This window comes from Streptomyces sp. NPDC102441 (assembly GCF_044765585.1).
Taxonomy (GTDB): domain Bacteria; phylum Actinomycetota; class Actinomycetes; order Streptomycetales; family Streptomycetaceae; genus Streptomyces.
Genome location: NZ_JBIWKH010000028.1, coordinates 17,027 through 33,458 on the forward strand (window position 1 = coordinate 17,027; position 16,432 = coordinate 33,458).

At 71.9% G+C, this 16,432-nt stretch carries 30 protein-coding genes; 1 reads left to right on the forward strand and 29 read right to left on the reverse strand.

The features are described from left to right. Positions 1-131 precede the first annotated feature (131 nt). From ACIREO_RS38785 to ACIREO_RS38900, 24 genes are all read right to left on the reverse strand, one after another. Entirely contained in the window at positions 132-914 is a 783-nt protein-coding gene (locus tag ACIREO_RS38785; RefSeq protein WP_404119531.1) for a hypothetical protein, read from the reverse strand. Next, entirely contained in the window at positions 914-1,759 is an 846-nt protein-coding gene (locus tag ACIREO_RS38790) for a ParA family protein (protein ID WP_404119533.1), read from the reverse strand. The genes ACIREO_RS38785 and ACIREO_RS38790 overlap by 1 nt, the downstream gene beginning before the upstream one ends. Before the next feature lie 204 nt (positions 1,760-1,963). Further along, positions 1,964-2,398, reverse strand: coding sequence for a hypothetical protein (locus ACIREO_RS38795; RefSeq protein WP_404119535.1), 435 nt, complete (start codon positions 2,396-2,398; stop codon positions 1,964-1,966). Positions 2,399-2,612: 214 nt separating this feature from the next. After that, positions 2,613-3,305: a hypothetical protein gene (locus tag ACIREO_RS38800; protein WP_404119538.1), complete on the reverse strand. Its 693-nt coding sequence runs from the start codon at positions 3,303-3,305 to the stop codon at positions 2,613-2,615. Further along, a complete protein-coding gene (locus tag ACIREO_RS38805) occupies positions 3,302-3,736 on the reverse strand; it encodes a hypothetical protein (RefSeq protein WP_404119541.1) in 435 nt (144 codons plus the stop codon). Before ACIREO_RS38805 ends, ACIREO_RS38800 begins: the two co-directional genes overlap by 4 nt. A gap of 104 nt (positions 3,737-3,840) precedes the next feature. Further along, positions 3,841-4,278 (reverse strand): NUDIX domain-containing protein, encoded by a 438-nt coding sequence (locus ACIREO_RS38810; protein WP_404119544.1) that lies wholly within the window; start codon positions 4,276-4,278, stop codon positions 3,841-3,843. 22 nt (positions 4,279-4,300) lie between these two features. Beyond that, positions 4,301-4,477, reverse strand: a complete 177-nt coding sequence (locus tag ACIREO_RS38815) for a hypothetical protein (RefSeq protein ID WP_404119547.1) — start codon at positions 4,475-4,477, stop codon at positions 4,301-4,303. Next, positions 4,477-4,959, reverse strand: coding sequence for a hypothetical protein (locus tag ACIREO_RS38820; protein ID WP_404119550.1), 483 nt, complete (start codon positions 4,957-4,959; stop codon positions 4,477-4,479). Before ACIREO_RS38820 ends, ACIREO_RS38815 begins: the two co-directional genes overlap by 1 nt. Next, the gene (locus ACIREO_RS38825; RefSeq protein ID WP_404119552.1) at positions 4,959-5,165 is read right to left on the reverse strand and encodes a hypothetical protein; all 207 of its coding nucleotides are present in this window, start codon (positions 5,163-5,165) and stop codon (positions 4,959-4,961) included. The genes ACIREO_RS38820 and ACIREO_RS38825 overlap by 1 nt, the downstream gene beginning before the upstream one ends. A gap of 21 nt (positions 5,166-5,186) precedes the next feature. Beyond that, positions 5,187-5,465, reverse strand: a complete 279-nt coding sequence (locus ACIREO_RS38830; protein WP_404119554.1) for a hypothetical protein — start codon at positions 5,463-5,465, stop codon at positions 5,187-5,189. Beyond that, the gene (locus ACIREO_RS38835) at positions 5,462-5,902 is read right to left on the reverse strand and encodes a hypothetical protein (protein WP_404119557.1); all 441 of its coding nucleotides are present in this window, start codon (positions 5,900-5,902) and stop codon (positions 5,462-5,464) included. The genes ACIREO_RS38830 and ACIREO_RS38835 overlap by 4 nt, the downstream gene beginning before the upstream one ends. Beyond that, the gene (locus tag ACIREO_RS38840; RefSeq protein ID WP_404119559.1) at positions 5,899-6,576 is read right to left on the reverse strand and encodes a GGDEF domain-containing protein; all 678 of its coding nucleotides are present in this window, start codon (positions 6,574-6,576) and stop codon (positions 5,899-5,901) included. Before ACIREO_RS38840 ends, ACIREO_RS38835 begins: the two co-directional genes overlap by 4 nt. An 87-nt stretch (positions 6,577-6,663) precedes the next feature. Then, a complete protein-coding gene (locus ACIREO_RS38845; RefSeq protein WP_404119562.1) occupies positions 6,664-6,966 on the reverse strand; it encodes a hypothetical protein in 303 nt (100 codons plus the stop codon). Between the two features lie 101 nt (positions 6,967-7,067). Next, positions 7,068-7,376 carry a hypothetical protein gene (locus tag ACIREO_RS38850; protein WP_404119563.1) on the reverse strand — a complete coding sequence of 103 codons (309 nt, stop codon included), beginning with the start codon at positions 7,374-7,376 and terminating at the stop codon, positions 7,068-7,070. 14 nt (positions 7,377-7,390) lie between these two features. Further along, positions 7,391-7,600, reverse strand: coding sequence for a hypothetical protein (locus ACIREO_RS38855; protein ID WP_404119566.1), 210 nt, complete (start codon positions 7,598-7,600; stop codon positions 7,391-7,393). Then, on the reverse strand, positions 7,597-7,863 hold the full coding sequence (locus ACIREO_RS38860; protein WP_404119568.1) for a hypothetical protein: 267 nt from the start codon (positions 7,861-7,863) through the stop codon (positions 7,597-7,599). Before ACIREO_RS38860 ends, ACIREO_RS38855 begins: the two co-directional genes overlap by 4 nt. Then, positions 7,860-8,795 carry an AAA family ATPase gene (locus ACIREO_RS38865; protein WP_404119571.1) on the reverse strand — a complete coding sequence of 312 codons (936 nt, stop codon included), beginning with the start codon at positions 8,793-8,795 and terminating at the stop codon, positions 7,860-7,862. Before ACIREO_RS38865 ends, ACIREO_RS38860 begins: the two co-directional genes overlap by 4 nt. Positions 8,796-8,908: 113 nt before the next feature. After that, positions 8,909-9,076: a pRL2-8 gene (locus ACIREO_RS38870; RefSeq protein WP_404119678.1), complete on the reverse strand. Its 168-nt coding sequence runs from the start codon at positions 9,074-9,076 to the stop codon at positions 8,909-8,911. Then, positions 9,076-9,414, reverse strand: a complete 339-nt coding sequence (locus ACIREO_RS38875) for a hypothetical protein (RefSeq protein WP_404119574.1) — start codon at positions 9,412-9,414, stop codon at positions 9,076-9,078. The genes ACIREO_RS38870 and ACIREO_RS38875 overlap by 1 nt, the downstream gene beginning before the upstream one ends. After that, positions 9,411-9,995 (reverse strand): hypothetical protein, encoded by a 585-nt coding sequence (locus ACIREO_RS38880; protein WP_404119577.1) that lies wholly within the window; start codon positions 9,993-9,995, stop codon positions 9,411-9,413. Before ACIREO_RS38880 ends, ACIREO_RS38875 begins: the two co-directional genes overlap by 4 nt. A gap of 125 nt (positions 9,996-10,120) precedes the next feature. Next, positions 10,121-10,669, reverse strand: a complete 549-nt coding sequence (locus ACIREO_RS38885) for a hypothetical protein (protein ID WP_404119579.1) — start codon at positions 10,667-10,669, stop codon at positions 10,121-10,123. Between the two features lie 28 nt (positions 10,670-10,697). Continuing rightward, the gene (locus ACIREO_RS38890; RefSeq protein ID WP_404119582.1) at positions 10,698-11,162 is read right to left on the reverse strand and encodes an RRQRL motif-containing zinc-binding protein; all 465 of its coding nucleotides are present in this window, start codon (positions 11,160-11,162) and stop codon (positions 10,698-10,700) included. Between the two features lie 188 nt (positions 11,163-11,350). Continuing rightward, positions 11,351-11,575, reverse strand: coding sequence for a hypothetical protein (locus tag ACIREO_RS38895; RefSeq protein ID WP_404119585.1), 225 nt, complete (start codon positions 11,573-11,575; stop codon positions 11,351-11,353). Positions 11,576-11,681: 106 nt separating this feature from the next. Beyond that, positions 11,682-12,506 (reverse strand): hypothetical protein, encoded by an 825-nt coding sequence (locus tag ACIREO_RS38900; RefSeq protein ID WP_404119588.1) that lies wholly within the window; start codon positions 12,504-12,506, stop codon positions 11,682-11,684. 188 nt (positions 12,507-12,694) lie between these two features. Here ACIREO_RS38900 and ACIREO_RS38905 point away from each other — a divergent pair, with 188 nt between their 5' ends. After that, on the forward strand, positions 12,695-12,913 hold the full coding sequence (locus ACIREO_RS38905; protein ID WP_404119590.1) for a hypothetical protein: 219 nt from the start codon (positions 12,695-12,697) through the stop codon (positions 12,911-12,913). Positions 12,914-12,983: 70 nt separating this feature from the next. Here the strand turns inward: ACIREO_RS38905 and ACIREO_RS38910 are convergent, their stop codons facing one another. From ACIREO_RS38910 to ACIREO_RS38930, 5 genes are all read right to left on the reverse strand, one after another. Beyond that, positions 12,984-13,547 carry a hypothetical protein gene (locus tag ACIREO_RS38910; RefSeq protein ID WP_404119593.1) on the reverse strand — a complete coding sequence of 188 codons (564 nt, stop codon included), beginning with the start codon at positions 13,545-13,547 and terminating at the stop codon, positions 12,984-12,986. Positions 13,548-13,629: 82 nt separating this feature from the next. After that, positions 13,630-13,869 (reverse strand): hypothetical protein, encoded by a 240-nt coding sequence (locus tag ACIREO_RS38915; RefSeq protein WP_404119596.1) that lies wholly within the window; start codon positions 13,867-13,869, stop codon positions 13,630-13,632. A 29-nt stretch (positions 13,870-13,898) separates the two neighbouring features. Beyond that, positions 13,899-14,087: a hypothetical protein gene (locus ACIREO_RS38920; RefSeq protein WP_404119597.1), complete on the reverse strand. Its 189-nt coding sequence runs from the start codon at positions 14,085-14,087 to the stop codon at positions 13,899-13,901. Between the two features lie 31 nt (positions 14,088-14,118). Next, positions 14,119-15,546, reverse strand: coding sequence for a transfer protein (locus tag ACIREO_RS38925; RefSeq protein ID WP_404119599.1), 1,428 nt, complete (start codon positions 15,544-15,546; stop codon positions 14,119-14,121). Then, the gene (locus tag ACIREO_RS38930) at positions 15,543-16,373 is read right to left on the reverse strand and encodes a hypothetical protein (RefSeq protein WP_404119600.1); all 831 of its coding nucleotides are present in this window, start codon (positions 16,371-16,373) and stop codon (positions 15,543-15,545) included. Before ACIREO_RS38930 ends, ACIREO_RS38925 begins: the two co-directional genes overlap by 4 nt. Between the last annotated feature and the right edge of the window lie 59 nt (positions 16,374-16,432).

Sequence of the window (16,432 nt, forward strand, 5' to 3'; positions counted from 1 at the left end):
CCGCGCCTCGGCCCCGCTCCCCCCCCCGGCCCCCTCCGGCCCCCCCCCGCGGGCCGGCGCCCCCCCCCCCCCCCCCCCGGGGGCGGGTCCCCCATTTTTCCCCCCCCCCCCCCTGGGGTGTCGGCGGAGCGCTACTTGGCGGCCTTGGTCACCGTTGCCGCCCATGAGGCGACTTCCTCAGCGAGACGCCGGGCATCCTCCGGGCTCTCCTCGAACGCCTTCTTCACCAGCCCCCGCGTCAGGTGCTTCTTCGCGAGGGCGACAGCGTTCTCCAGCTGGCCCACCGCGCTCGGTGTGGTGGCCGCGTGGTTGGTGCTGCTCAGCACCTCGCCCTGGATCGCCTGCTTCGGGTTGCCGTACCCGAGGTCGTCGACGGCGGCCTTGAGGGTCGTCGCGGTGGGCTGCCCGTTCCTCTTCTCGGATTTTGCCCACGCTTCGCTGACGGCTTCCAGCCCGTTGTGCCGGAGCACCGGCGCGAGGACTTGGACGTGCCCGGTGTTCGCGTTCGTGCCCTCTGGGAGAGCCTTCTGCACCTTGGCCGTGGCGACCAGGAGGTAGCCGTGGGTGGAGGAGTAGTCCCACCGCCGCTTCACGTAGTCGACGAAGCTCTCGTAGTCCGGGCGCCACAGTTCGTCGTCATGGATGAGCGCGAGCGCGGGGCCGGCCTCGCGACTGAACTTGTCCTTCGCTTGGCGAACGGTGAGTTCCGCGTTGTCCTGAGCCTTGCCGATGATGCCTTCGAGTACGACCAGACGCTCTTCTGCGGTTCCCTCGTGCGCTGTGCGCGGGAGCGGCACGAGGCCGATGGTCGTGTCGGCCGGGTCGGCTCGGTCTGTGGCTTTCTGGAGGCCGCCCCGTCCAGCCTTTGCAGGGGGCGTGGCGGCCGCGGCCTTCTGAAGCAGTTTGGAAGCCATCAGGCGCCCTTCTGTGTGACGACGTGGTCCAGGAGCTGGCCGTACCAGCCGCGGAGCTTCTTCGCCTCGCGGCCAGGAGCGGAAGTGATCGGTGTGCAGGCCACCCGGCACTCCTCCCGTACGGAGTAGCTGACGATTCCCGGGTAATGCCCCTCATCGGCTGTGAGGTGATCGAGCAGCTTGTCGCCGAAGGTTTCCACGAGTTGCCCGTTGACGAAGTGGTTGACGGCGCGCATGTCGTCCTTCTTCGGCAGGATGCTTCTCACCACCCCGGCGATCTCCAGGTTCTCGTTCATTCCGCTGCCGGGTGAGCTGACGAACCGGATGGTGCGGAGTGCTTGCTCGGCTCCGAGTCGCCCATCGGCGGTGAGGGTGGCGGGGATGAGCACCTTCTTCGCGGCGATGAGCGCGCAGGTGGCGAGCTTGCCGCCCGCTCGTGGCGGGACGTCCATCACGGCGAGGTCGATCTCTCCGTCCAGACCTTCCAGGGCCCGGCGCAGACGTGCCTCGAACATGGTGGAGTCGGTCTCGCGGCGGCCGAGGGGCCGTTCCGAGGGGAGCACCCAGACGTTGGACGGCCATCCCTCACCGGCCCGCACGATCGCGTCGTGGATCAGTTCGGCGGGATCCCCGGGAGGCGTGTCGGCTTCGGGGTCGATGTAGAGGAGATCGTTGAGCGTGAAGCGCGGGTCCTTGACTCCGAGCTCCTCGGTGAGCGTGGCTCGGGGATCGAGGTCGACGGCGAGGACGTTCAGCCCGCGTTCGGCGGCTTCGGCCACCATGCCCGCGGAGTTGCTCGTCTTCCCGACGCCTCCCTTCTCCGAGTAGTTCGCGACTGCGTCCACGCCAACCTCCACTTATGCGATCACTTCCGCGCCGGATCGTCGCTGCTCAGGCTCTCCCCAGGCAAATCACCCTGGTGAGAGGCATCGCGTTGACCTGCGCGTTCGGGAGGCAGCGTAGCGGTCCGCCGTTTCCCAAATTTGGGAAACACCCGTGTCGTCGCCCTACCGAGGGTTGTGGCGGAGTCTTGATCTTGCGCGGCGGCTTCATCTCGCCTGTGCACCAGCCAGGCGTCGCGCATCTTGCCGGACGTTCTCCAGGGCATCGGACGCGCAGCGGATGAACGGGCCGACCAGGTCCGGCGCAAGGATGGCGTGGAGGGCGAGCAAGATGTGCCACGCCTCCTGACGGCCCTCCGCTCCGTCAAGCGGTCCGAGGCGAGTGCGCAACTCACCGGCGAAGTGATCAATGAAAGCAAGCGGGGAGACGGCTCCCTGCTGCTGGCTGGCGATGTCGGCCCGGAGCGCGGTCTGGAGGAAGGCCGCGAAGTCGTCCTCCCCGAGAAGGCCGGCCATCGCGTTGGTCATGTAGACCGCCGCCCTGCACCGGGTGGGCTGACTGCGATCTCTCTGCGGACCGAACCGCTCACGCAGCAGGTCGGCGAGTTCGTCCGGGTAGTCCATGAGATTCCTGGTATCCACTCGGACAGCAAAGCCATCGCTGTCCGGCTGGAGCGAGCGACTCGCCGGAGGGCCACCGAAACGCAAGAAGGCCCGGCCCCCTCGCGATCGATACGCGGGGGTGCCGGGCCTTCGGTTGTCAGGCTGCCCAGGTCACAGGTGCACCTGCGTCAGGGGTAGGGATGCTGATGACGCCGGACTCGGCGCGTCTCGATCTCGTACCGGGCGGGAGCGGTCACGCACTCACCCCCGCAACGGCGGCGTCCAGGAGGGCAACGGCGTCGGCCTCGTACGGGTCGGCGAACAGCAGGTGGTCGCTGACGTCGAAGGGCGCGTACCGCACGCCGACGCGGTAGCCGGGTACGAGGGTGGTCTCCCGCCCGTCCAGCGCGGCGGTGATCCGGTCGTGGTCCTGCTGGGCGTGGCGGGTCTGGGTGTACGGACCGAGGCGCAGCAGGGTGTAGCCGTCGAGGCTGCCGTCTTCGCGGTTGCGGACCTCGATGTAGAGGGCGTAGTGGGCGAGCTCCATGCCGAGGTCGTCGGGCAGGGGCAGGTTGGCGGCGGCGTGGGTGAGCATCGCGTAGCCGGGCTGCCAGATGCCGAGGATCGCGGTGGTCTCGCAGCGCAGCCAGCCCCGTTCGGTGTAGCGGAGCTGGCGGCCGTGGAGGTAGGCCGCGGCGTGCGGGGTGTCGGGGTGGACCAGGGCGACGGCGATCATGTCGGGGCCGTGGTCGTCGCCGGGCCGGGTATGGGCGCGTTCGACGAACGGGCCGACGCGTACGGCGATGTCCTGGGAGTGGCCGGGTGCCCAGGGCTGCGGGTTGCGTACGGCGGTGAGCATCGCGCGGAACTGGTCGACGACGGCCTGGTCCTCGGGCGTGACGTCGCCGGGCGCGTTGCCGCACCGGCGGAACAGGTGACGGATCATCGGGCGATCTCCTTCTCAGAGGTGGCAGGGGCGGCGGGGGGTGACTTGAGCACGCGCGGCAGGTGGGCGTGACGGTGCTCGACTTCGACCTCACGGCCCCGTGCCCGGAGTTCGCGGGCAAGGATTTCCGTGAGGCCGCATGCACGGTGGCGGCCTCCCGCACATCCGATTCCGATGCGGCGGGGGCCAGCGGGAAGGTCGGCGTAGTCGGCGAGGTTGGCGATGAGCTCGCGGGCGCCGGGGGTGTTCAGGACGACGTCCTGGACGCGGGGGTGGAAGCCGTCCAGGTCGAGGATGTCGCGGGCGGCGGCCGGGTCGCGGAGCCGGTCGCGGACGTCTTCGATCCGGTCGGCGGCGGGCGGGACGGGAGAGCCGTCCGGGCCGGTGGGCAGGTGAAGGTAGCCGAACGAGATCAGGCGGATGGGTTCCACGAAGGTGCCTCCGGAGCGCTGGTGAAGGGTGGGAACGCCGGAGCGCCGCGCCCGGCCGGGAAGGTCAGGAGCGGCGCTCCGGTGTCGCGGTTCGTGCGGTGTATTCAGGAGGTGAGGGCCGTGGCCGCGCTGAGGATGTCGGCGTGGTCGAACGCCAACCGGTCCGGCAGGCCGTCCAGGGGCCACCAGCGGGCGGTGCGGGCGTCATCCCCGGCGACGATCGGGGTGTCGGCGGGGACGGTGACCACGTACGCGACGGTCACGTACCGGGCGCGCGGGTCGCGGTCGGGCTGGTCGAAGACGCCGATCTGGCGCAGGTCGCCGGCGCTCACGTGGACGCCGGTCTCTTCGGCCAGCTCACGGACGGCGGCCTCACGGCTCGTCTCTCCGATGTCTACGTGACCACCGGCGATGGCCCAATCGCCCTTGTACGGCGGCCAGTCCCGCTCGATCAGCAGGACGTCGCCGTCGGGCGTCAGGACCACCACGTCGGCGGTGTAGCGGATGGTCTCGAACGTCTCGGTCTCGAACGTCTCGGTCATGTTCGCCTTTCGGTCGGGCGGGTTATCGGATGGTGTCGGTGATGACGAGGAACTGGTCGGTGGCCAGGTCCATCACGACGTGGGCGTCGCGGCCCTGGTCGCGCTGGGTGGCGGCGTATTCGTCGGCAGGCCAGGAGCCGCGGGGGTGGCCGGCGGGGAACCGCTCCAGGACGGTGCGGGTGGGCGCGGTGGTCGTCATCAGGCGTCGCCGCCGGTCACGCGCTCGTGGATGTCGATCAGGGTGGTGATGGCGTCGGGGTTGTCGGCGAGGCCGACCCACGTCCCGAGCGCGGTGAAGACGGGCACTTTGTCCGTGCTGGCGTCGAAGATGACGACGTAGTCGCCGTACCGGTCGATGACCATGTCGTTCAGGACCGGCAGGAGCGCGGTGTCCAGGACCTCCAGGACATCCACGGTGAGCCGCGCGGGCTCGCCGGACGCCGACGGCTGGACCAGGGTGCCGGTGACGCGGAGCAGGTCGCCGGGCTGTATGCCGTGCAGCAGCTCGTGGACGATCCCGGCGGCCTTGCCGGTGCAGGAGATGACCGTGTCGGGGGCGTCCTCGGGCAGGGTGTCCGCGTCGGCGGGGCGGACGATCAGATCGAACGTGGCGGTGCTGTGCGGGCCGGGAGCGGGGATGACGTCCACCCAGCCGTCGACGGCGCAGTGCGTGGTCTCCATCAGCTGGCCTCCGCCAGGGTCTTGGTGGTGCGCGGCGAGCGGGGTCGGGGGGTGTGCTGCGCGCGGAGCAGCAGCTCGCAGTTGCGGCGCTGCTGCTCCGGGGTGATCGGCCGGGGCTTGGGGCCCTGGCGGTGCCAGAGCGGGGAAGCGGGCGGCTCGGGGTAGGCGAGGGTGGGATCGACGTCGTCCTGCGGAGTGCTGCTCATGGGAGCCTCCGGGCGGGTAGTTCAGGCGTGGTTGTCGTCGCGCCGGCGCTTGGGCTGGGTGTCGGAGGCGAACCGACCGAGGCGGGCCTCGGTCGGGTGCTCGGAGATCCAGGACTCAGCGCACACCTTGTGAGCGGGCTCCCCGGAGTGGGAGCGCAGCGGTGTGGGCTGCTCGCACAGCGCGCAGGGGCGCATCTGCCAGTGGTCGTAGTGCTGGCTGTCGCGCCAGTCGAGAAGGCCGCCGGGAGCCGGGACGCAGCCCGGCTCGAACGGCGGCTTCTTGTCTCGCTTGCGGGTCACGGCCGGAAGCCGGGCAACTGCTGGAACACCTGCTCCAGCAGGTCCGGCGTCGGCTTCCAGGGACCGAGCTGACCGCCGACGGGGACAGGCAGGGCGAGCTCCTGGACGTCGGCGAGCACCACATGCCACGCATCGCGCTGTGCCCACTCGGTACAGGGCGGGGAGCCGGCGGGGTCCTGGTGGCAGTCGGTGATCCGGGCGACGCCAACCACCGCGCCGGTCACCAGCTCGCGGCCGCGGATCGTGCGGGCGACCAGCGGCAGGCGCAGGGCGGGCCGGTCGGTCTGCAGGCCCGCGTGCAGGAGCACCCAGCCGGTCCGCCACGGCCGGGGCCGGTTCTCGACCGTCTTCGCTCCGGTCAGGATCGCCGTGGTCCACGGCTGCCTGATGCTGATGCCGCGGATCCAGTCGCCCTCGGGCAGGGTTACGGCGCTCACGCGGCCCGCCCCCACGTCGCTGTACCGGGGCGCCCGGCCCGGCGGCCGTTGATGGACGGCACCGTGACGTGCTGCGCCGTCGCGAGGACCGCCCGGCCGGAGTGCTTGCCGTCGTAGAGCGCAGCGTCGGCGGCCCTCTGCAGCACGGTCAGGTCGCGGGAGCCGACCGAGGCCGGGGCCGCGGCGCCGACCGAGGCGGCGACGTCGACCGTACGGCCGTCGGCCAGGACGACCGGCGTGTGCAGCATCCGGACCAGCTGCTCCAGGCGCTGCGCGCGGCGGTCGCCCTTCAGCTCCAGGACCACGGCGAACTCATCGCCCCCGAGGCGGCCGACGGACGCGCGCGGGCCCGCCCAGGCGGTGAGCCGGGCACCGATCGACGCGAGGACGGTGTCCCCGGCCTCGTGGCCCATGCCGTCATTGATCTGCTTGAAGTGGTCGGCGTCGACCATGACCACGGTCACCTTGTCGCCATGGCGGGCCAGGAGCCGGCGGGCGCGGGCGGTGTAGGAGTCGCGGCGCAGCAGGCCGGTCAGCGGGTCCTTCTCCTTGGCGGCGATCTGCTTGAGCAGCACGGTCGCGTGGACGGCCCAGCCGGTCAGCGGGACGGCGGCGGCGGTGATCAGGAGGGTGCGTGGGCCGAACCGGCCCGTCGTGTGCAGGACGGAGTCCATACTGAGGTCTCCCTCTCGTCTCGTACGGGATGGGTGGCCCGGGGCAGTCGTCAGCCGGACAAGCAGGGCGGCTGTCCCGGGGCGGAGCTACAACTCGAAGGTGCTGGGCTTGGTCCAGCGGTAGGGGTTCGTCCAGCGGCCGGCGGTCGCGGCGGGCCAGTCGAGCTCCCAACCGGGCCGGTATCCGCAGGCGCCCCAGCCGTCCGGCCGCCCGTGGGGGATCTCCCGTCCGGCCTCCGTCGCGGCGCGTGCCGCGTCGTAGACCTCGTGGGCGATCCGTACGGCGGCGCTGCGGCTGTCGGCCCGGCCGGTGAAGACGTGCAGACCGTGCTGGCCGGGGGCCACGGTGCTGCGTATCGGGACGTCCACCTCGAAATACGGCAGCGGCATGACGTCCATCTCCTCTCTGTGTTGAGGGGCCACCGCGACCGCCCCGGGCCCCACGAGGTGCGGGGGCCGGGGCGGCACGGAGTGCGCTCAACTCAGGAGGTTCAGCCGGCCGAGGCGACCGCGCCGCGCAGGTGAATGCGCGCCTGCGCCAGGAGCGCGGCCTGATCGGCGCCGGGCTCGGTCAGCGCGTCGGTGAGGCAGGTGGCGGCGTGGTCCAGGTCGTCGCTGGCGTCCTCGTAGTGGGGGAGGCGGGAGTCGGCGAGGAGGTCGCGGACCTCCTCGATCAGGTCGATGAACCGGTTCGGGGTGAGCGGGCGCGGCGGCTGGCCGCCGGTGTGGGCGGCGAGGTCGGCGGTGAAGCACTCATCGAGCGCGGCGAAGGTGTCGACCTTGGTGAGCGAAGCAGGCATCAGGTTTCCCCTTGTCAGAAGTCGAGCCGGATGGTGATGGGGGTGCGGCGGTCGCCGTAGTCACGGCGCGGGTTGTGGACGGTGCGGCGGTGCGCGGCCAGGCCCGCGCCCCCGCCCTGGACGGGCAGGTGGCACTCGGGGCAGCCGAGCGACCAGTCGTCACCGGGTGGGAGGTCGGCCGGTGTGAGGGGGTGCGGGTGCGGCCCGTCGGCGGCCCGGCTCACCGGCTCTCGCCTCCGGCCGGCTGCCGGTCGGCGAGGACCAGGAGCTCCGCGGCGAGGTCCGGCGCGGCCAGGATGGTGCGCAGGATCGAGGTGATCCCGTCGCGCTCGATCGGGTTGAGGCGGTCCCACACGGCGTGGGCGTCACCGTGGACGCCGACGGCCTTGAGGTAGTCGGCCTCGGACGTCGCGGTGTGCTCGGTGCCGCACCGGCCGCACCGGAAGACGGCCTGGTCCCAGCCGCACGCGGGGGTCTTGGTCGTCATCCGCTGATCGCTTCCAGGGCCTGCGCTTCGAGGTCGGCGTGGTCCTCGGGGTCGTCCTGCCCGGCGTGGTCGTAGAACCCGCCGTGGGCGGTGCAGTGGATGTCCTCGTCGTTGTCCAGGTCGCCGTTGAGCGCCCGGAAGAGGCAGGTGACGCTGTAGGCGGGCGCCCAGGCGTAGTCGGTGCACTCGTCGTCGTGCGGGCAGGGCACGGCGACGTCGAACCCGACGTCGCCCTCACCGTCCACGTCGGTGCGCAGGGTGAGGGTCAGGTACTGCTGACCGAGGCGGATCTCCGCAACGCGGTCGCCCCCGGCGACGTTCGAGCCGTCCTTCCACCGCCACAGCGGCAGGATCTCCTCGCCGAAGGTCCGGCGTACGAGGTTCAGTTCGCCCAGGCCGTCGCTGCCGTCCAGACCGAGGTCGGCTTGCCGCGTCCCGCTCAAGCGCTCCAGGAACGGCAGGAGCCGGTAGAGGCTGTCGGAGAAGACGACCTCGGGGAAGCCCTCCGCCTTGAGGGTCCGGTGGGAGTCGACCATGTCCTGACGCTGCTTGACGACCACGGCTTCCGGCACCGTGCGGTTGGCCGGCCTTGGTCCCTGCCGCTCGATGCAGACGCTGCCGGGCGTGGCGACCATGAGGGCGATGGGGAGCATGTCGTGCCGCTTGGCGGCGGCGAGCAGCGGCTCCCTGGCGGACCTGGTCACGTTGGTCGCGTCGACGACGGTGAACAGCCGGCGGCGCATCCTCGCCTCCAGGAGCAGGTGCAGGGCGGCGACCGCGTCGCCGGTCGCGTCCTGGTCGCCCGCGTTGTCGCTCACGACCTCGCGCAGCGCGTCCAGGGACAGGACCTGCGAGGCGGGCCAGGTGCGCGCGATCGTGGACTTCCCGGCGCCGGACGGGCCGATGAGGACCACCAGGCTGCGCTCGGGCATCTCCGGATAGATCAGCTCGGTCGTGCGAGATCTCCTTGCGGGTGAGGGCGCCGGGCAGCCCGATGAGGCGCTGCCCGGCGTTGTCGGTGAGGGGAGCGGGTGGCTTCGCGCCGTCAGCGGACGATCATGTGGGCGGGGTGGCCGTGGTTCATGTGGTTCACGCACTGCGGGCAGTCCTCGCGCGGGCCGAGCCCTGCGTGGGCCTGGCGGCTGGCGTACGCGTGGTACCAGCACTGCGTGCACTCGCCCCGGGGCGGGTTCTCCGCCTTGGCGTTCGCTATCAGCTGTCTCCCTGCGGGTGGAGGGCGCGGGCTGCCCAGAGGAGGCGCTGCCCGGCGTTGTCGGTGATCAGGGCGGCGGCTTCGTGCAGCGGGCAGGAGGCGTCTCCGTCGCGGTCGGGCTCGATCTGCTCAGCCCTGCGGGCGGCGGCGGTGAGCAGCTGCGCGAGGAACGGGATGAAGCCGCCGGGCGGGTCGGTGTCCTCGATGAGCTCGCGCAGGATCGCGGCGAGCTCCTCCTGGTCGACGTCGTCTGCGCTGAGGTCGTCCTCGATCTGCTGGAGGGCCAGGGAGGCGATGCCGACGGCGGCGCGGACGCGGTCCAGGCGGGTGCGGGTCACCGGCGGGCGCCGGGGCGGGTGGTGAGCCAGACGGTGACGGCGGCGGCGCCGACGCCGATCGCGCGGTGCAGTGCGGCGTCCAGCTCCATCCACGAACTGCCCGGCCCGTTCACCTCCCGGGTCAGCGTGCCGTCGTCGGCAAGGCGGACCGCCTGGCAGTGCTCGATGTAGCCGTTCTTCTTGGTCTTCTTCGCCAGCCACAGCAGAGCGGCCCCGCGGTCGATCGCCGCGTGCGTTCCGGCGTTGATGGCCGCACCGGCGAGCAGCGCGGCCGGGGTGACGCGGTAGCCGAACGCGCGGGTGATCGCGACGGTCGCCCCGAGCTGCACGGCGGTGTACGAGGCGACATGGCAGGCCACGGCGCGCCTGCCGAGCGTGGTGGTGGTCATGGTCGGGCGGGTGGAGCCTGACGTGGCGGGGGAGCCGTCGGCGTGGACCAGGTCCTCGCCGTACAGCCGCTTCCGGGAAGCCGTTTTCGAGCCCTGCACCCAGTGGTCACAGGCGGGGTGCAGCTCGCCGAAGGTCGCCAGCAGGGTGCCGAAGAGGGCCAGGCGCTCGGTGGTGAGGGGCAGTCGGTGCATGCTGGGGTTCTCCTGATCTCGACATGGGTGAAGGGAGCGGGGCGGCCGGCCTCCTTGCCGATGCTGCGGTCGCCCCGGTGCGCGGCTCCGCCCCCGGCCTGCGTGGCCGGGGGCGGAGTTCGTACTCAGGGCCGGCCGAAGGGCTGGACGGTGAAGCGGGTGCCCTGCCCGGAGCTGGTGGGCGTCGCGGCGAGGAAGCCGGGTTCGGCCTGCGCGAGGGACGCCAGCAGCGCCTTGATCCAGCCGGTGGAGCGCTGAACGTCGACGCGCAGCGCGTTGAAGTCGGCGAGGTTCACCGGGCGCGGCGCCGTGCCGTAGCGGTGGCGCCACAGCCGGGAGCGGATCAGTTCGACGGCCTCGGTGTCGTCGGGCCGGGCGGGAACGCCGCGCGGCATCGCCCGGCAGGCCGTGGCGTGCGCGTTGGCGGCCTTGGCTGCCTCCGCCTCCGACATCGGGTTGTGGCCGGTGTTCTGGTCCGCGCGGTAGGTGCAGCCCAGGCACGCGGCGGCGTAGTGCCCGGTGCTCCGGTCGGCGTCGGCGGTGTAGACGAGGACGGTCGCGCCCTCCAGCGCCCGGTAGCGCTGGGAGACGAGCGTCCCCTCCGGCGTCCAAGTCTCCGGCTCGGGGACGGGAGCGGGGGCGGGGGCGGGGGCGGTGCGGGTGAACAGCGACACGGTGACTCTCCTTCGAGGGGGTCGTTGATCAGGCGGCGAGCCGGTGGAGGACCGGGGCCGGGGACGTGAAGTACGTGTCGGGGCTGGGCTCGTAGCCCCTGGCGCAGGGGTCACAGGAGCCCTGGGTGCGCAGCGGGAGGCAGAAGTAGTAGCGCCTGCGGCATTCCGGGCACGTGGACCTCGCGGCCATCGCCCGGTCCAGCGCCCATTCCTGCGCCATCGTCGGCACGCGTTTGGGCCGGGCGAGCGCCACGTCGTACAGCCAACCCCTGGTCGGGTGGTTGCACGAGATGTCGGGGCGGAACGCGCAGTACTTGCAGCGCAGGATGGCGACCGGGCCGTGCCCGCCGGGGCTCAGGCCCCGCTCGCGCAGTTGCCTGCGGGTGACCAAGCCCTCGGGGCAGGAGCGCCGGTCGAACTCCTCCAGCGTCGCGGTACTGCGCGACACCTTCTTGACCTCGCGGCGGGGCCGCTTCTTCCGAGGGCGGGGCATCACCTGCTCCAGGTACCGGGGAGCCTGTGGGGGCGGTGCGGGTAGCGGGGGCCGGGACGCTGCGGGCGGGGCCGGCCGATCCGGCGGCGCGGGCGGGGGATGAGCACGAGGCGGTTCCTCCAGAGGTCGGTGGACAGCGCCGTGGCCCGCCGGCGTCGTTCGTCGGCGGGCCACGGCGTGTGCCGGGTTCAGGCGGGGTGCAGGGCCGTGTGCGTGCGGTGCGTGCCGGGCTTGGTCGGTGCCGGCGTGGTGTGGCTCGGGCGCGGGTGCTGCGGCTGCGGGTCCGGGGAGCCGTGCAGATGGGTGCCGATCAGGTAGCCGATCAGCAGTCCGCCGACGCCGTAGACCTTGTGCCGGTTGGCCCTCCACCAGGTGGGCGGGGTGGGCTCCGTCAGCACGCCTATGACGGCCACGAGTTCTCCATTCAGTTGGGGGCAGGGCTGGTGGTGCGTGAGGCCGGGCGGCCTGTCCGGTCCTCGCCCGCGCAAGGGGCGGGCGAGGACCAGGCAGGGCGACGGGTCAGCGCTTTTGGAGCGGGTGCACGTTGTCCGGGGTGTCAGCGGCGGGCGGCGCGGGCGGGGCGGGCGGGGCGGGGACGTGGATTTCGGGGCGGATGTCGATGCTGGGGGCCGCGTTGTGGATGAACAGCGACGGGCGCAGGCTCAGGCCGCGCAGTGCGAAGGCGGAGGCGACAGTCCAGGCGAGGACGGCGAGCCCGGTGGCGATGGCGCGGCCGTCGGCCGGTGCGGCGCTGTAGACCATCGCGATGCTGGACACGCCGAACGCCGTCCAGGTCAGGCGGGCACCGCTGCTGCGGAAGAACCCGCCGACCAGGCCGAAGAGGCCGACCACCTGCCAGAGGGTGTAGACGGTGGAGGCACTGATCGGCAGCGACCCGGAGTGGGCCGCGATGTACGAGCGGATCGGCTGGTCGACCACGGCGAAGACGCCAGTGGAGGTGTCGGTGCCGACCTGGACGCGCGGGACGGCGGTCAGCAGGTCGTGCAGCGCGGCGGCCAGGACGTCGGTCGCGCCGTCCAGCAGGATGATGACCGCGCAGATCGCGGCGAGTCCGAGCGCCGCCTTCACCCAGTTCGCCATGCCGTGCCAGCCGAGCTCGGGGACCTGGCGCACGTCTTCCCAGCGCTGGTGCAGGAAGCCGCCGCTCTCCCACGCGTGGTCCCACCATTCGCGGGCGGCGGCGAACTGCGTCTGCTTCGGCTTCTGGTACTCCCCGGCCAGGAGCGGCGGGAAGTTGAAGGGCTGCTCCTCCTGGGCGTGCTGGAGGAAGTCCGGCTGGTCGGTGTTCGGGGCCTGGCGGTCGCGGTCGTTGTGGTCAGCCACGGTCAAGGTCTCCTTGGGTGTGTCGGTGAGTGCGCGGAACGGGCCGGGCGGCCTGCTTCGGCTCCCGAACTCCGTCCGGTTGATGGCGGGTTCGAGGGCCGGGGCGGGTTGTCCGGAGGTGTGCGCGGGGATCTGTTGGAAGGGCCTGGTGTGCGTCAGGCTGTGCGCATGAAGCGAAGGGGGCGGTGATGGGCTGGTTCACGCGCGATGAGCCGGAAGGCGTCGTGTTCGATCAGGTGATCGCCGACGGAGTGATCTGGCCGGCGTACACGGACGACGACGGCGTGCTGTTCATCGACGTCGAGGAAGACGTCGAGGTTTTCGTGGATGGCGCGATCGTCGACGGCGTCATCTACGACGCGTGGGTCGATGACTACGGGCGGATCCTGATCGACCTGGAGAGCTGACCGCCCCGGGCCACCTGGCCCGTACTCGACTCCCGGCCTGCGGGGTTCGAGTACGAAGCAGGCGGCCCGGTCAGCGGTTGTTCGTCGTGGTCGTCGACGTGGAGTGGCCGAACCAGCGGCTGGTGTTGTGGTTGGTCACGTGGTTCTCGTTGTGGATGTGCGTACGGCCGCCGCCACCGCCGGTGACCTTGATGAGCAGCCACAGGGCCAGTCCCACGACGACGGCGCCGGTTCCGCCCGCGGCCGCGATGCCCGTGAACGCCTGCCCCAGCCCCCAGCCGATCCCGGCTCCGGCCGCTCCGGCGCCGATGCCGCCCGCGGCGACCAGCTGGGCGCGCGGGTCGAAGAGCGGGACCGGGGTGAGGTCGCGCTGCTGCGGGGCGGGCATCGTCTCGAAGTGGCGGTAGCCGGCGGGCAGCATCTCGCGCGGCACGGCCATGAACTGGTTGCCCGGACCCGGGATCCACACCATCTGTGCGCGCTCGCCGGAAAGTTCCACCGCGTGCGTGGAGGCGCTGACGATCTGGAGCGCGCGGGCCTGCGCCATCGCTTCGGCCACCGGGTCGGCGACGGGCAGGTGCTGGGCGGTGGTGACGGCCACTTCGTAGGGGCGCTGCGTGCCGGACTCGTACATGGCGGTGGGTCCTTCCTGCACAGGGCCGCCCGCCGCACCGGTGAAGGGTGCGGCGGGCGGCCGGGGGGGGTGGTGCGGGCGGTTATGCCTCAGCGCGCCGTACGGCGGCGTCGAGGTCGGCGAGCGTCAGGTACTGCGGGAGCGGCCGGGTCGTGGCGGGCTCCGGGAGCCGGACGCCGTTCTTACGGCCGATGGCGAGCAGGTCGTCGATGAGCGCCTGGACGTCGGGCTGCCCGGGTGCGATGGGCCGGCCGACGATGGTGGTGGCCCTGTCGAGCGTCACGGTGATGCGCTTGACGGGGTTGCTCTTCGATTCGGACACGAGGTTCCTTCTCTCAGGGTCGGGCGGGGTCAGAAGGAGGAGACCCAGCCGGTGACGGAGGTGATCGCGCCGGTGATGCCCGGTGCGATGCCGGTGGAGGCGAGGCAGAACCCGAACAGCACGGCCGCCAGGGCGGGCCACAGCCGCAGGTAGCCGGTGCGCAGCAGGATCAGGACGATCAGGGCAGCGACCACAACGAGGGACAGGGAGATGGCCATGGCGGTTCGGGCTCCTTTTCGGGGGTGAGGGTCAGTTGTTCTTGAGGGCGGTCAGGGTGTTGCGGACGCTGCCGAGGCGGACCTGGCGGCCGCCGTCGGCGTTGACGGCCTCGAGGATCGCGGCGGCGTCCATGTCGTCGTCGGAGTCCTCCAGGACGGCCTGGACGCGTTCGGCGAGGGTGCGGGTGCGGGGCTTGGCCGGCTCGGGCATCGCGGGGCCCGGGTGGGCTGCACGCTTCTTGCCGCCGCCGGACTTCCGCCCGCCACCGCCGCCGCCTTCGCCGTCCTCGTCTTCCTCCTCCATGGGGAAGATCGCGGCGTACGCCTCGGGGCCGTCCAGGCGTCCGGCGTAGGCGTCGCCCGCGTCGTCCAGGGACTCCTTCTCCAGCTGCGCGACGGGCCCGTCGCCGTACAGGGCGAGCATCTCGGGGTCCAGGCCCTCCACCGGCTCGGTGCTGCCGACGTTGAAGAACCGGAAGCGCGAGGTGGGGGAGTGGCCGGACAGGAGGTAGCCGCTGCCCTGGGTGCCGGGCGCGTCCTCGTCTGCGGCTTCCTCGAACTGGCTGATGAGTTTGATCGCCCCGGCGTACTTCGGGATCGGGGCGAGGGACTGCCCGGCGGCCAGCAAGCCGTCGGAGACCAGCTGGCGCATCATCGTCGACGTCCAGCGCAGCAGGATCACTTCGCCGTCCTTGAGCATGCCGCGCAGCGTGTCCGAGCCGCCCAGCTCCTCCAGGTGGCCGGCCTGCGCGGACAGGTGGACCCCGATGCCCAGCGACCGGCCGGTGCGGCCGATGTCCTTGATGTAGTACGTCGCCTCGTCACGGAACGGGGCGCCCTTCTCCAGCAGCCTGTTCGCCTCGTCGATCCGCAGGTTCAGCAGCGGGTCGGGCCGGTTCATCAGGAACTTGGAGCGCCCCGCGGCGGCATAGCGGACCTGCCGCGCCTGCATGATCAGCCACACCGTGCGCAGCTGCGCCATCGCGCCCTCGGGCGTGGTGACGAACCAGTCCACGTTGTCGCGGGCCTCGGGAACGGACTGACCGCCCTTGAGGTCCGAGAGGAACGTGACGATCCCCGAGCGCTTCTCCGCCGCCAGGATCACCTGGAGGCCAGTGGACTTACCCGCGCCGGTCGTGCCGAAGAGCAGACCGCGCTGCGCGGATCCGGCCCTCGGGTCGTACAGGCGCATCCGGGCGGGGCGGCCGTTGTGGTAGCGGCCGACCCAGATGCGGCCCTGGTCGTCCATGGCCAGCTCGGTGGGGTCGGGCAGTTCGACGTCGGCGAGCGGGTCGGAGGGGTAGATCGTGACCAGGGCGTGGTTCATGCCGTCGGTCTCGATCGCCAGCCTGCTGGGGTCCTCGATCCGCAGGGCGGAGGCGAGCCGGATCGGGTCGTAGGCGATCAGGTCCCCGGGAGGGGCTTCGACGGTGAGCTCGTAGATGGTCTCGGCGGTCATGCGCCCAGCTCCTTTTCGATGGTGACAGCGCGGATGGAGGTGATGACGGTCCCGGGCATGCCCTTGGGGGCGACGTTCTGCGCCCAGTGCGCGTACGGGTCGTCGGTCTGTTCGGCGGGGGCGGTGCCGACGCTCAGGCGCCGCACTCCGGCGCCCTGGCGGGGCACGGGGGTGATCTGGAGTTCGTCCTCCGGCCAGTTCAGGGCGGCGGACAGCTCCAGCAGGTTGATCGTGGGGACGGGCTTGCCGGGGAGGGTGGAGCGGATCACGGCGCGCATCGAGCGGCCGCCGGTCTCCTCCACCTGCTCCAGCACGGTGTTGGGGGCGGCGCCGCCCTCGATGGCGACGCGCTGCGCCCAGAACGCGGCGGCCGGGTGGCCCGGTCCGGCCGGGGCGGTGTCCACCAGGAGCTCGCGGCTCGTTTCGACAGCCGTAGGTGTCAGCGACGGCTCGCGGCCGGCGAGGACCTTCGCGATCCGGGCGGGCCGCACCTTGAGCACGACGGCCGTCCATACGGCGGCACCGAGCAGGTCCCACCACCAGTCCAGGCCGGTCCAGATCCGCTGGGTGGTGAGCAGTGCGGCCAGCGACAGAGACGAAGAGAGGTAGAGGGCCATGGCGGCGTCCAGGGCGCGGCCCTTGGGCAGCGTCGCCGACCACACGGTGCCGTATCCGGCGGCGACGACCGTCGCCGTCATCGTGGCGCTGTAGGTGCCGGGGAAGAACGCTCCGGCCGCGAGCGCTCCGGTGCCGGCCACCGTCAGGACGCGGCCGAAGACGTCGCGGGCCTGAGCGATCCGGCCGCGCAGGGGACCGAGGGGAATCATCGGGGGCTCCTCCTTCGAGGGCATGGGGAAGGGCGGCGGACCCCTGGTGGGGTCCGCCG

What these genes read in the sequence shown, in the direction of transcription:
- ACIREO_RS38785 (WP_404119531.1), bottom strand. Translation starts at nt 914, where the DNA reads ATGGCTTCCAAACTGCTTCAGAAGGCCGCGGCCGCCACGCCCCCTGCA.
- ACIREO_RS38800 (WP_404119538.1), bottom strand. Translation starts at nt 3,305, where the DNA reads ATGATCCGTCACCTGTTCCGCCGGTGCGGCAACGCGCCCGGCGACGTC.
- ACIREO_RS38810 (WP_404119544.1), bottom strand. Translation starts at nt 4,278, where the DNA reads ATGACCGAGACGTTCGAGACCGAGACGTTCGAGACCATCCGCTACACC.
- ACIREO_RS38815 (WP_404119547.1), bottom strand. Translation starts at nt 4,477, where the DNA reads ATGACGACCACCGCGCCCACCCGCACCGTCCTGGAGCGGTTCCCCGCC.
- ACIREO_RS38820 (WP_404119550.1), bottom strand. Translation starts at nt 4,959, where the DNA reads ATGGAGACCACGCACTGCGCCGTCGACGGCTGGGTGGACGTCATCCCC.
- ACIREO_RS38825 (WP_404119552.1), bottom strand. Translation starts at nt 5,165, where the DNA reads ATGAGCAGCACTCCGCAGGACGACGTCGATCCCACCCTCGCCTACCCC.
- ACIREO_RS38840 (WP_404119559.1), bottom strand. Translation starts at nt 6,576, where the DNA reads ATGGACTCCGTCCTGCACACGACGGGCCGGTTCGGCCCACGCACCCTC.
- ACIREO_RS38845 (WP_404119562.1), bottom strand. Translation starts at nt 6,966, where the DNA reads ATGCCGCTGCCGTATTTCGAGGTGGACGTCCCGATACGCAGCACCGTG.
- ACIREO_RS38850 (WP_404119563.1), bottom strand. Translation starts at nt 7,376, where the DNA reads ATGCCTGCTTCGCTCACCAAGGTCGACACCTTCGCCGCGCTCGATGAG.
- ACIREO_RS38860 (WP_404119568.1), bottom strand. Translation starts at nt 7,863, where the DNA reads ATGACGACCAAGACCCCCGCGTGCGGCTGGGACCAGGCCGTCTTCCGG.
- ACIREO_RS38865 (WP_404119571.1), bottom strand. Translation starts at nt 8,795, where the DNA reads ATGCCCGAGCGCAGCCTGGTGGTCCTCATCGGCCCGTCCGGCGCCGGG.
- ACIREO_RS38880 (WP_404119577.1), bottom strand. Translation starts at nt 9,995, where the DNA reads ATGCACCGACTGCCCCTCACCACCGAGCGCCTGGCCCTCTTCGGCACC.
- ACIREO_RS38890 (WP_404119582.1), bottom strand. Translation starts at nt 11,162, where the DNA reads ATGCCCCGCCCTCGGAAGAAGCGGCCCCGCCGCGAGGTCAAGAAGGTG.
- ACIREO_RS38905 (WP_404119590.1), top strand. Translation starts at nt 12,695, where the DNA reads ATGGGCTGGTTCACGCGCGATGAGCCGGAAGGCGTCGTGTTCGATCAG.
- ACIREO_RS38910 (WP_404119593.1), bottom strand. Translation starts at nt 13,547, where the DNA reads ATGTACGAGTCCGGCACGCAGCGCCCCTACGAAGTGGCCGTCACCACC.
- ACIREO_RS38920 (WP_404119597.1), bottom strand. Translation starts at nt 14,087, where the DNA reads ATGGCCATCTCCCTGTCCCTCGTTGTGGTCGCTGCCCTGATCGTCCTG.
- ACIREO_RS38925 (WP_404119599.1), bottom strand. Translation starts at nt 15,546, where the DNA reads ATGACCGCCGAGACCATCTACGAGCTCACCGTCGAAGCCCCTCCCGGG.
- ACIREO_RS38930 (WP_404119600.1), bottom strand. Translation starts at nt 16,373, where the DNA reads ATGATTCCCCTCGGTCCCCTGCGCGGCCGGATCGCTCAGGCCCGCGAC.